The organism is Pradoshia sp. Z6_59, assembly GCF_058267515.1.
On sequence record NZ_JBZCPP010000032.1, the window covers coordinates 1 to 12,989 of the forward strand.

10 protein-coding genes are annotated in these 12,989 nt (G+C 37.1%); 5 read left to right on the top strand and 5 right to left on the bottom strand.

The window, feature by feature from the left end; translation table 11 throughout:
* Positions 1–494: 494 nt before the first annotated feature.
* The 5 genes from AC4D4B_RS19200 to AC4D4B_RS19220 all read right to left on the bottom strand — a co-directional run bounded on the left by AC4D4B_RS19200 (position 495) and on the right by AC4D4B_RS19220 (position 6,867).
* Entirely contained in the window at positions 495–1,166 is a 672-nt protein-coding gene (locus AC4D4B_RS19200; RefSeq protein WP_491000804.1) for a TcaA second domain-containing protein, read from the bottom strand.
* Positions 1,167–2,145: 979 nt separating this feature from the next.
* Positions 2,146–2,718: a DUF6944 family repetitive protein gene (locus AC4D4B_RS19205; protein ID WP_491000805.1), complete on the bottom strand. Its 573-nt coding sequence runs from the start codon at positions 2,716–2,718 to the stop codon at positions 2,146–2,148.
* A gap of 117 nt (positions 2,719–2,835) precedes the next feature.
* Positions 2,836–4,911, bottom strand: coding sequence for an N-acetylmuramoyl-L-alanine amidase family protein (locus tag AC4D4B_RS19210; protein ID WP_491000806.1), 2,076 nt, complete (start codon positions 4,909–4,911; stop codon positions 2,836–2,838).
* Positions 4,912–5,279: 368 nt separating this feature from the next.
* Positions 5,280–5,855: a VanZ family protein gene (locus AC4D4B_RS19215; RefSeq protein WP_491000807.1), complete on the bottom strand. Its 576-nt coding sequence runs from the start codon at positions 5,853–5,855 to the stop codon at positions 5,280–5,282.
* A 247-nt stretch (positions 5,856–6,102) separates the two neighbouring features.
* A complete protein-coding gene (locus tag AC4D4B_RS19220; protein ID WP_491000808.1) occupies positions 6,103–6,867 on the bottom strand; it encodes an SGNH/GDSL hydrolase family protein in 765 nt (254 codons plus the stop codon).
* A 560-nt stretch (positions 6,868–7,427) separates the two neighbouring features.
* Here AC4D4B_RS19220 and AC4D4B_RS19225 point away from each other — a divergent pair.
* The 5 genes from AC4D4B_RS19225 to AC4D4B_RS19245 all read left to right on the top strand — a co-directional run bounded on the left by AC4D4B_RS19225 (position 7,428) and on the right by AC4D4B_RS19245 (position 12,818).
* Positions 7,428–8,171, top strand: coding sequence for a YveK family protein (locus AC4D4B_RS19225; RefSeq protein WP_490995004.1), 744 nt, complete (start codon positions 7,428–7,430; stop codon positions 8,169–8,171).
* Complete coding sequence (locus tag AC4D4B_RS19230; protein WP_491000809.1) at positions 8,161–8,859, top strand: CpsD/CapB family tyrosine-protein kinase; 699 nt, start codon at positions 8,161–8,163, stop codon at positions 8,857–8,859. Before AC4D4B_RS19225 ends, AC4D4B_RS19230 begins: the two co-directional genes overlap by 11 nt.
* Before the next feature lie 87 nt (positions 8,860–8,946).
* The gene (locus AC4D4B_RS19235) at positions 8,947–9,711 is read left to right on the top strand and encodes a tyrosine-protein phosphatase (protein WP_491000812.1); all 765 of its coding nucleotides are present in this window, start codon (positions 8,947–8,949) and stop codon (positions 9,709–9,711) included.
* A gap of 353 nt (positions 9,712–10,064) precedes the next feature.
* Positions 10,065–10,985, top strand: coding sequence for a UTP--glucose-1-phosphate uridylyltransferase GalU (galU, locus tag AC4D4B_RS19240; protein ID WP_491000810.1), 921 nt, complete (start codon positions 10,065–10,067; stop codon positions 10,983–10,985).
* A gap of 3 nt (positions 10,986–10,988) precedes the next feature.
* Complete coding sequence (locus AC4D4B_RS19245; RefSeq protein WP_491000811.1) at positions 10,989–12,818, top strand: polysaccharide biosynthesis protein; 1,830 nt, start codon at positions 10,989–10,991, stop codon at positions 12,816–12,818.
* Positions 12,819–12,989: the final 171 nt, after the last annotated feature.

A 12,989-nucleotide genomic window follows, 5' to 3' on the forward strand; every position in this document is an offset into this window, starting at 1 on the left:
GTAGCAGAGCTGCCAACACAGTACAGTGTGAAACCAGCACGAGTAGCAGAGCTGCCAACACAGTACAGTGTGAAACCGACGCGAGTAGCAGAATTGCCAACACAGTACAATGTGAAACTGAGTAACGGAGTGAATACAATTGGCTAACTATATTGAAGAATTTTTATATGTAAAACAGAAAGAAAAGGATGATAAGAATTCGGATGAGTTGCCAACAGTATATTAAGAACTGTCTACATCGGAATAATTTTTCTATACTGAGGAAACGATTTCCTCAGTATTTTTATATGGCAAATTGAATCAAAATGGGCCTTCTTCTACAATAGTATCGAATGTTCGTTTTCTGTGCTTGATTCAAACTTCCTATTTGTAAAAGTTTTGACAATACAATATGCGAATAGACCTAAGTTACTTTTTCATAGATTAGCTTATGATATTAATAAAAAAGACAAAGTCCCTAAAAGAGATCTTTGTCTTTCTTATCCAGAAGTTTATTATTGAGTTGAATCCAAGCCGACTTCCTCATCGTTTAAATTCATGTTAATTTTCTCATCACTATTCCACAAAACAACGTGTTTCTTTTCGTTGATATCTGTATCATTTGTTTTCAATTGTGCCTCGACTTTATATTCTCCCGGTAGAAGGGGGCCGACTTTCTTTTCATAAATGACTTCGTTGGCCTTAACGACTTGTTCACCGTTTACCATTAAGGTGGCATGCTTAGAATTGGTGGTGATCGTCAGATAAACTGGATCGATTTCAATTGAATAGCTGTCGGGCAGCCAGGAATTCGTATTCTTTTTCAGTGTTAAAAATCCTTCAATCCTCGGCTGTTCTTTGCCCTTTTGGGATGTATCTTCATCATAATATCGGGATTGTTCATGGAGAACTGTCAGAAGGCTTTGGGTGTAATCAGGGTTTTTTTTGAGGTAATCCATCAAAATCTTTGTATTCTGTTCGTCAATAACCAGGTCTTCATTTGATGAGGTTAGAATCCGGGAGAGCTGACGTACATTTTGATCGGCGAGAGCAGTCTCGACCTTTTTGACAAGAGCATCCTTATCGAGAAACGGTCCCTTTATAAAATAAAAGCCAACGAATAAAAGGACAATAAGTATAATCATTAGGGATATTTTTAATAGTGGGGAAATTTTCAGATTCGCCATTTTCCTCATACCACCTTTAGGATTGGGTCATAAGTAACGGTTACTTACTTCTACTATATCGGCAATTCGTAGATAATTTCAATTAATACATATTGAATTTTTTATGGAAAAAGAATGTAACCATCTATAGGTATAGTATACTTTCAACCCAAAGGTGTTAGAAGACCAAATTAATCAATCGATTAATGAATAGACCCAAATAAAATAATCACCCGTCAAGATACGGATGATTGGTTACTTGAAAGCAACAATTGAGGAAAAGTGAGAAAGTAAAATAAAGCGATGGCTTGTTTATTTATTTTTTTGAAGTGAACAGAGGAAAAGACCCTTAACCTACGTTCCTGCCCTACAATTATTCTTGAGGTAAGTAACATCCGATTGGCGATGATTAAAATGTCCGACGCTGACTGACTGCATTTAGGATAAAGATCTTTTCTTGTTTGGAAAGCATTCTCCAACTGCCTGCTCGGATTCTCATAGTTTCGCGCCTCCTTTTTATACATAATTTGGAATGGTTGTACTCTATTTATACCGTAAAAAACACGAAGTGAAACAAAACAAATACCAACAAATAGTAATACTAAGTGAAATGGTTAGCCAGCAACTGTGGAAAAGTGATAGGGAAACCTGTATAACAGCTATCTGAATAGCAGAAGATGTCGGTAAAAAGTTTAAGAAATTTATAAAAAAGAACGTTTATTGGGGGATTAGACTTATTGTCACCATGGGAATCATCTTCTCAAGTGGTACGATAGCAGCTAGTTCTTTCCGACATATTCTATAAACCAACTCCATCTCCCAATCAGCCTGCAGGGCATATCCGGTTGCTTGCTGCAATATATTGCCGTTAATCAGCTCGTCCTCCAGCTTAATTAGGGAGTAGAGTTAAGGGAGGAATTACCCGGAAGATTTCTTTAATCGACCATCTGTATTCTCCCCGTGACCTGTATGTAAATGTCCTCCTCCAGAGGAGGGCATCTTATTCGTTGATATCTGGTTCATTTTCCTGAGCTTCTTCGAGTTGTTGTCCCATGGCTGATAGAACAGCACCAATCGCTTGAATCCAACTCCCTGTTACAATGTAGTTTTGTCCCTTATCCTCGTCATTAGCTTGAATTTTAACGCCAAATACTTGGATGACACTGCCCATGGTTTGGAGTATGTTGCCGATAAAAGGTTCTGCTGATCCTAAAGTAGTAGTATCGCCAAATTCATCAGCCGCACTGATTCCACTGCCAAGCGCTTGTAACAAATTACCCTGAATAGAAATATTCGTTTTAGTATGATTAGGAAAATCAATAGCAATCCCACTAAAGGACTCCAGGGAACCTATGCTGGATAATACACTTCCTGTATATTCAAGTGAGAGCTGATTAGCCTGTCCATCTGCAGATAAGCCAGCACCGACTGCTTCCATGGCATTTCCGACTAAATTAAGTTCTCTTTGTATATTGTTTGATAATCCAGTGTTTGGAGTAGAGCCGATGGCTACAACAATGGCTCCTATAGCCGTTAGCCAGGCTCCAGCTAGTCCTTTCAATTGATTTGACACCCTATCACATCCATTTATGGATAATTATTATAGTGTATTCGAGGGATTTAGTGCTGGATTGGATTTTAGTGAAAATTAAAAGCCCCCGAGGAATAATCGGAGGCTTCAGGCTGGACGTTATTTATTTTTGAAATATACATTTAAGCCATTTAAAATACCCTGTGCGGCTTTCTTGTGATAGCTGTTTTGGGAAATGGTTTTTTCCTCGGTTGCATTCGAAAGAAATCCAAGTTCTAACAAGGTAGCAGGTTGTTTATTACTCTTGATGACTTGGAAATTGCCTTGTTTGACCTTACGATTTTTTAAACCGGTTGATTTAATCAATTCACCGTGTATAGCACTTGCCAGACTGCTATTTTGATAGTAATAAGTCTCTATTCCTCTTGCCGATGGAGAATCTGGAGCTGCATTGTAATGAATACTCACAAACGCATCTGCTTTTTTTGAGTTACTGAGTGCTGCTCTGTTAGCTAATGAAATAAAGGTATCATTGTTGCGTGTCATAATAACAGTGGCTCCTGCATTTTTCAGTAAAGTCGCTAAATAATTGGCAGTGCTTAAATTAATAGTCTTTTCCTTTGTTCCTAAACTTACACCAGTGGCTCCAGGATCATCCCCGCCATGACCAGGATCAATGACTATGACTTTTCCTCGCACACTTTTGGATATGATCAGTGTTTTACTTGTAATCCACCCAATCTTACCGGATGCCAGTTTTACCTGTGTAAAGCTACCATTTGTATTCAGTTTCATTACACTAGAGTTTTTAGGAACTGAAGCCAATATGGTAGATTTTGAGTCAGCATTCTTGTACAGAGAAGTGTTGGCGTTGGTAACCAGGTACTCCGTTTTATTTGATACCGGTTGTGGTGTTTTCGTATTGACCGGTTTTTTAGTTGAAATATATTTCATAGCAACCCAGCCGATTTTGCCGTTGGAGGTTTTCACCATTCCCCAAGAACCGCTTTTTTGCTGAAGAGTAAGGGTGGCATTTTTCTTGACGGTAGTGATGACCTTAGCTTTAGTACTTGCTGTGGCCCGAACATTTAAACTGGTAGCCGTAACATAATAGGTTCCAAGATTCACAGCCGGTTTTTTAGTAGAAAGATAAGAGAGACTTACCCAGCCGACTTTACCGTTTGAAGTCTTAACTTTCCCCCAAGAACCGCTTTTCTGCTGAAGAGTAACCGCAGCGTTTTTCTTTACAGTCGTGATGACCTTAGCTTTAGTGTTGGCTTTCTCACGAACATTTAAGCTCGTAGCTGTCACATAATAGGTACCAAGATTCGCAACCGGTTTTTTAGTAGAAATATAAGTCAGGGATACCCACCCAATTTTACCGTTGGAAGTCTTCACTTTCCCCCAAGAACCGCTTTTCTGCTGAAGAGTAACCGCAGCGGTTTTCTTTACAGTCGTGATGACCTTAGCTTTAGTGTTGGCTTTTTCACGAACATTTAAGCTCGTAGCTGTCACATAATAGGTACCAAGATTTGCAACTGGTTTTTTTGTAGAAATATAAGTCAAGGATACCCACCCAATTTTACCGTTAGAGGTTTCCACTTTCCCCCAAGCACCACTTTTTTGCTGAAGCGTGAGGACAGCGTTTTTCTTCACAGTTGTGATAACCTTTGCTTTTGTGCTCGCTGTTGCACGAACATTCAAGCTGGTAGCTGTGACATAATAGGTTCCGAGATTTGCATTAACTTTCGTTGGCTTTGCTTTAGTTAAACTTGAAGCAGATACCCAGCCAGTTATCTTTTTACTGGAATAATAGACTTTAACCCAGCTTCCCGTTTGCCCTTTTACTGTAACGGCCGTCCCGTTGTTAATAGTTGCAAGAGATTTGGAAGAGGAAGAGGCCGTTTTTTTAATGGACAGATTATTTACTTTTGCATAGCCGGTCCAATTGACATATGTAAGATATGTACTCATTACCCAGCCGGTTTTCTTATCGTATGTAATCTTGCTCCAGTTATTTTGCTCAGATTGAACCGTGACCACTTTGCCTTTCTTAACTTTTCCGATGACAGAGGATTTGGTAGATGCCTTAGAGCGGACATTTAGGACATCAGCGTTGACTTTAGATGTAAAGCTAGCAGCATCTGCTTTCTCCGGTAACAGAGTAATGATAAATGATAGCAAAATCAGCAAACTTGCAGCTTTAATAAAATATTTTCCCAAAAGTTCTTTCACCTCTTTTTTTATTTGTTCTTCTCTATTCATCGGATGAACCGAATAAATTTAAAGAGGGTTGTTAAAGAATGTAAAAAAACTAGGATAAAAATCGGATATTTTATCTTTTATGGCTTGTTGTTCAAATTACATTTTATTTGGAAGGGGAAATGGGGGTAATTTATTAATTATCTAATTGGTTATTCCTAAAACAAAAAGCACCCGAAATTGAGTGCTTTGGAAATGCGTATTTATACCCTCATATAAAAAGCTAGTCTTTTTTCTGGTTGATAATCTTTAGAAGTTTGATCTTGCACGGATTCATATACAGTATTAATAGAAATCTATCATTATGTTGGTGCCATGCTATATGGTCCTATCATGTCTTGTTAATACATATCCTCAACAGGTTTTCTGTAAAGTCTATATAAATAATACCCTAATATTACTCCTACTGAATTTAACAATACATCATCAATATCAGTTTGTCTGTGCGGAAGAAGCAGTTGGCACATTTCAATTCCGACTGAAAAACTAATACCTACCATGACACATTGTGTAAATTTCTTCATTTTCTTGTATTTTAGTGGCAGAAAAAATCCATAAGGGATGAACAATACTACATTTCCAATAATATTATAAGCCATTTCAATAAAAGGCTTTGTTCTGATTAGTTCACTGATGACAACTAAAGGAATATAATTATCTTTTATATTGCTCGTAATAGTTGGTAAGGTGATAGGTGCTGGATATAATAAAGTTATTATTATGATGAAAAATACAGCAAACAAAAACAAGACATTTATGAATATCTGATTAATGATTTCATTTTTATCAGTTGTTGTATCTGACCCTCTCTTGTTAAAATTATATGGTCTGAATTTTAACAACAATGATATTAAGGCCAATATAAAAGTTACTACTGCAAATAATCTTAAAATATAATAAGCATTCATACTATCCATAAAATATCCCCTTAAAGCATTTTTTTACATTCTAACATTCTTTCTTGGTTCAAGGAGATAATGTGAGATCAGAGTTGTTTTATACCTCACAGTTGTATTGCAGCTTTAGTATAAGATGAAATTTCGATTATTGATATCTTCTTGGTTTTATCATGATGAGTGAATTGAGTGGTTCATATTTAGGGACATACTTTATGAATCAAAATAGAAAAAGAAGCTTCCTTGATTCAGGTAGCTTCTCGAATATCTATATCCCAAATAACTTCAATACCTCTTTACTCCAAACTGCTATCCCTTTTTCATTTGGAGCGCTCTTATCCTCTTTCAAGTACTCCATCAACTCGTCTTCATTTTTATAATCCGGCCAAGCTTCCCAGTGATCTATGTATGTATAATCATTTTCTGCCGCATATTCCTTTAATGCGTCTACTTGTTTCGGATAGATCGTGGCATTTGGGATAGGATGAGTAGGCATAAGAATCACGTAAAGATCCTCATTGATTGATTGTAATTCTTCAATGATAGTAGAAATATTATCGTGATTATCCTCCACTTCAACATTGCCATTATCAGCTAGGGTCAGAGCTTCAAGAATAAGAATATCTGGCTTCGTTTCTTGATAATCACTGATTAAGTCTTCTGCTAATAATTGGGTGGAGGTACCGGTAAACTCTATATGGGAAACCATCACGCTATTTTCAAATTCATCTTTTATTTCCTGGCTGATCGTTTTTCCTAAACCGCTATCCTGATTTCCTAATGCTTTGGAGCCGGCAATCAAGATGTTAGCTTTTTTATGACTGCTAACCGCTTTTTCAAGGGTGCTCTTAAGTTCCTCATTTTCTACAATTTCAAATTGAGAGGAGGGATTCGCTTCTTTTTTTGGTTCAGCTTGCTTCTTTTCATTCTCCATAGCAACAGTTTGTTCAATTTGATTACTCCAGTATGTTTGTCCAAAAACTATAACAAGAACGGTGAATATTGTAAGGAAAAATATTGTGACATATTTCATGTTCTATCCTCCAGCTGACAAATATGATTTTTATTGTTTTGAAAAAATGAGTCTAATTTCCTTTATTAGTATCCCTGTTTTAGTTGCCCAAAAGTAGAAAGAGTTAGTAGGATGACTCAATTACAGTTTAACGCAGACGTAGATTTTTTAAAAGAGTCTGACATAAAGTAAGATTTAGATAATGACTACGAATATAAAAATATAACTAATTAAGAAATTAAAAGTCGTCTTATCTTATTTTAAATTTAGAAAATAAAGTGTATTATTACAATAAACATATTTATAAAAAATAAGTATTATTTTCCACTTTAAAAATTACGCATTTTCAATTATCTTAGTAATGGAAGTTTTCAGAACATAAAGTATACGAGACATATGATTTTTATTTTCGCACAAACTGTGATATTACTCGCTGGATTTAAGACTAAACGACATATCATTGGATTACACAATATAATTACGGCAAATATTATAAAAAAATAAATAAAATTAACAAAAAACAGATAAATTATTGTTGTTTTATTGTATAATGTTTAATATTATGTCAATCGGAGGATGAAATGGAAGAAACTATCAGCTTGAAGGATTTGTTTGAAACCTTAAAAAAACGTGCATGGTTCATTATCATGATTACAGTTTTGGCAGTTTTGATTAGTGGAGTAACAAGCTTTTTTATTTTGACTCCAATCTATCAATCATCTACACAGCTACTTGTCAATCAAGCGAAGGGTGAAGAAACTGCTTATAACTACAATGAGGTTCAAACGAATCTACAACTCATCGAAACATATAACGTCATTATGAAGAGTCCAGCCATATTAGATAAGGTCATTGAGAAATTAAACTTGGATTTATCAGCAGGTCAGCTAACTAATAAAATCACCGTTGCCAGTGAACAAAATTCTCAGGTAGTGAATGTATCGGTTACAGACGAGGATCCGCATATGGCGGCGAAAATAGCCAATACGACAGCAGAGATTTTTAAAGAGGAAATCGTTGATATCATGAATGTCGATAATGTTAGTATCCTAGCGAAAGCAACGGTTTCAGAGAATGCTTCACCGATTAAACCGCAGCCACTACTTAATATCGCGATTGCGATGGTAGTTGGATTAATGATTGGTGTTGGAATAGCATTCTTAATGGAGTATTTAGACAATACAATTAAAACTGAGCAGGATATCGAACGAATCCTTGATTTACCGATTATCGGTGTAATTGGTGTAATTGAAGAAAGCAATGCTCAAATGGAATCAAGAGCAAGAGCGAAGCGATCAGGAAGAGGTGTACAGCATGGCGCGTAAGAAAAGCAAACAGATCGGTAACGGAAATCAAAGGAAGCTTGTCACTTATTTTGAACAAAAATCACCGATTTCGGAGCAGTTCCGTACGCTGAGAACAAATATTCAGTTTTCTTCGGTAGATGAGGAAATGCAGACGATTATGATTACATCCTCAGGACCAACTGAGGGAAAATCGACAACTGCTGCCAATATAGCCGTGACTTTTGCCCAGCAGGGAAAAAGGACCTTATTCATAGATGCCGACCTGCGCAAACCCTCTTCGCATTATACGTTCTCATTTACGAACAGTGTAGGATTAACGAGTGTATTAACAAGACAAATAGAGTTTGATAAAGCATTGCAAATTGTTGAGCCTTTGGGCTTGCATGTACTGACAAGCGGACCGCTCCCGCCAAACCCGGCAGAGTTGCTATCATCAAGAGCGATGACTGATTTAATTAATCAGGCAAAGGAGCACTTTGATGTCATTATTGTTGATACACCGCCAGTGACTGCCGTAACCGATGCACAAATTATTGCGAATCTTTGCCAGGGAGTCGTTCTAGTAGTAAGCAGCGGACGGACACAGATAGACGATGCTGTCAAAACGAAGGAATTATTATTGAAAACCGGGGCTAAAATCCTAGGTGTTGTTCTTAATAACAAAAAAATGAAGGATAATACGTACTATTATTACGGTAAAAAGTAGCAAATTAACTAGACTTTTCCGTTAAAAATAAGTAAGATAGATTCATTGATTGGAATAAATATACAACGATTGGGGTTGCTTGATGAAATGATTGACATACATAGTCATATCCTGCCAGGTGTAGATGATGGTGCGCAAAGATTAAAGGATTCAATGGACATGGCCAGGCTTGCTGTGAGTGAAGGTATCGACACGATCATCGCAACCCCGCATCATAAAAATGGTGCGTACGAAAATATTAGAACAAAACTATTACCTGAGATTGATCAATTAAATGAACATTTGGAGAAAAACCAAATTCCATTAAAGGTTCTCCCCGGCCAAGAGGTCAGGGTGTACGGTGAATTGCTCGAGGATCTGGAGCAGGGTTTGATTCAAACAGTAAACCATTCCTCTTATCTCTTGATTGAATTTCCTTCAAATCATATACCAAGGTATGCAAGTACATTATTTTTTGAACTTCAACAAAAAGGTATTAATCCAATTCTGGTCCATCCAGAAAGGAATATGGCCATTGTTGAAAATCCAAATCTCCTATATGACTTTGTCCAAAAGGGTGTCAGCACTCAGCTTACGTGCGGCAGTATTGCAGGTAAGTTTGGGAAGAAAATTAAAAAAGTATCAATGGATTTACTATCCTCTAACTTAATCCATTTCGTGGCATCCGATGCACATAATGTATCAACAAGACAATTTTGGATGAACCAAGCATTAGATGAAATTGAGAAACAATTTGGTTTGGATCAAATCTATTATTTCGAAGAAAATGCAGAGTTACTCATCAGCGGGCAGACGATCATGAGAGAAATGCCGCATCCAGTCAGACAGCGTAAGTTTTTAGGGCTATTTTAATGATGAACAATTTAGGTGATGCCTCCTAACCGTTATCAAAGGAGACACTCGGCCATGCTGTGGGAAGTACAATAAACTTCCTTAGATGCAAGTCATCGGTAGGATGGTGTGAGGGTGGGTTAGATGCCCATATCTTTTAAGTGATAGATTAGAAATATGTATAAAGAATTAAAAACGACTATAAAAATACGCAATTAAATACCCTTAATATTGATTATGAAACATAGTAATTGTAATTGTCTAATAATTTTTAGTTATTTTTGGCAATTAAGAACATATACCTAGATTTTTTACCTGGAAATGTAAAATATATGATCCGTAATATACAGTGTTTTTGAAAAGGAGGCCATACCTTGCAAAAAGTAAGGAAAGCAATTATACCAGCTGCCGGACTTGGAACACGATTCCTGCCTGCGACAAAGGCGATGCCCAAGGAAATGTTGCCGATTGTTGATAAGCCAACGATTCAATATATTGTGGAAGAAGCGATTGAATCGGGGATAGAGGATATCATTATTGTGACCGGTAAAGGAAAGAGATCTATCGAGGACCATTTCGATCATGCGTATGATTTAGAGAATAACTTGATGGAAAAGGGCAAGTTTGATCTTCTCGAAAAAGTACAGGCTCCTTCCAAGGTCGATATTCATTATATCCGTCAAAAAGAACCAAAAGGTTTAGGGCACGCAATCTGGTGTGCGCGTAATTTCATTGGTGAAGAGCCGTTTGCTGTCTTACTTGGTGATGATATTGTTCAGGCTGATAAGCCATGCCTTCGCCAATTGATGGATGAGTATGAAAAAACCTTTTCTTCTATTATAGGGGTGCAGCATGTGCCAATGGAGGAAACAAATCGCTACGGAATCATTGACCCGATAGAGCAAAAAGGCCGTCGCTATCAGGTAAAGAGCTTTGTGGAAAAACCAGAAAAAGGTACGGCCCCATCTAATCTAGCCATCATGGGAAGATACATATTGCATCCCGAAATCTTTACGTTCTTGGGTGAGCAGAATATAGGAGCTGGTGGAGAGATTCAGCTGACAGATGCAATTCAAAAGTTAAATGAAATTCAGCGAGTATTTGCCTATGATTTTGATGGGAAACGATATGATGTTGGAGAAAAATTAGGTTATATTGAAACATCAATTGAGTTTGCGCTTCAGGATGAAACTTTGCGTTCGGATTTATTACGTTTTATGGAAGAAAAATTGAACTTAAACTATTTTGGAGAAGACCGGACTTTGTATCGGTCTTTTTTAGAGGAGAGATGTTAGAACGTGACGTACCGGAAAAGGCTGACCACACTGGTCCTATTAGACTCCCTTATCGTATTGACAGCTATATATTGTAGTTACCTTGTCCTTCACCCGTATTTGGGAATTTTCAAAATGGAAACCTTATTAATTACCTCTCTAGCATTATTAATCTGCCATCATGTATATGCATTTATCTATAAACTTTATAACAAGGCATGGGAATATGCGAGTGTACGAGAGTTAATTGCGATAGTAAAAGCTATATCGTTTTCAATTTTAACGACTTCTGTCATTCAGCTAATCGTTTTTCAGGATGTTTACGTACGGGCTTTAGGGATTACCTGGATGCTTCATATTCTTTTGATAGGTGGATCGCGATTTTCTTGGAGAGTTATCAGAGATCGTTACATCAACACTTCTGATGCAACAAAAAAGCGTACATTAATTATTGGAGCTGGTGCAGCCGGAACGATGGTAGCAAGACAACTGCTTCATAAGATGGACTCTGATTTATTACCTGTTGCCTTTATTGATGATGATTCAAATAAACAAAAACTTGAATTCCATGGATTACCGGTGGTAGGTGATACAGCCTTTATTCCGATGGCTGTTGCCTTGCATGAGATTGAAGTCATTATTATTGCCATCCCATCCCTGTCAAAGGGTGAGATAAAACGTATTTACGAGGAATGTTCAAAAACAATGGCGAAGGTTCAAATTATGCCAATGATTGAAGAAATCATGTCTGGCAATGTATCTGTCACACAGTTTAGGGATGTAGAGGTTGAAGATTTATTGGGCCGTGAACCGATTCAGCTGGATATTAGTAGCATTTCTGAATACTTGGAAGGAAAAACTATTCTAGTTACTGGTGCTGGAGGTTCAATTGGTTCTGAAATATGTCGTCAAATATGCAAGTTTACCCCTGCTAAACTCCTATTATTAGGACATGGAGAAAATAGCATTTATTTAATCGATAAGGAATTAAGGAAACAATATGGTGAATCTATTGAGATCATTCCGATTATTGCAGATATACAGGATCGAAATCGGATTTTTGATGTGATGGATGAATACAAACCAGATGTAGTGTATCATGCGGCTGCGCATAAGCATGTACCGATGATGGAGTATAACCCAAGAGAAGCCGTTAAAAATAATATTTTTGGTACACGGAATGTTGCAGAAGCGGCAGATACGTTTGGGATTGGTACTTTTGTAATGATTTCAACAGACAAGGCGGTAAACCCCCCTAATGTAATGGGAGCAACGAAGCGTTTTGCTGAGATGATTATTCAGAATTTAGCGAAAGAAAGTAAGACGAAGTTTGTTGCAGTGCGATTTGGAAATGTGCTGGGAAGTCGTGGTAGCGTAATTCCATTGTTTAAGGAACAAATCCAAGCTGGTGGTCCAATAACGGTTACACATCCTGATATTACAAGATATTTCATGACCATCCCAGAAGCCTCCCGGCTTGTCATACAGGCAGGGGCATTGGCTCGTGGGGGAGAGATATTTGTTCTTGATATGGGAGAACCTGTTAAAATTGTTGATCTTGCTAAAAATCTAATTACTCTTTCAGGATATTCAGTAGATGAGATTGGAATAAAATTCTCTGGTTTACGACCTGGTGAGAAGATGTATGAAGAGCTTCTTAATGAGAATGAGGTTCAGAAAGATCATGTGTTTCCTAAGATCTTTATCGGAAAGGCACAGCCGATGGAGAAGTGGAATCTTTATGAGGAGATAGAGTCACTTCTCGATAAGGACTCATTTGAGATGAAGGATATGCTTGTGAGGATTGCTAACACGAAGTTTAGTGATAAAGAAACGTTAAAGGTTGGTGGTTAGGACTATAACCACGTTATAGAATTTAGAAATTTATTGTAATTTATTCAAGATAAAGTGATACTTTAGAACATTACAATTTTGGGGGAATTACTAGTTTTTCTATGTGAGCTCTCTATTGATAAAAACCAGTAGATAATAATTTAAAAAAATCTAGCTTAATAATGGAAGGAA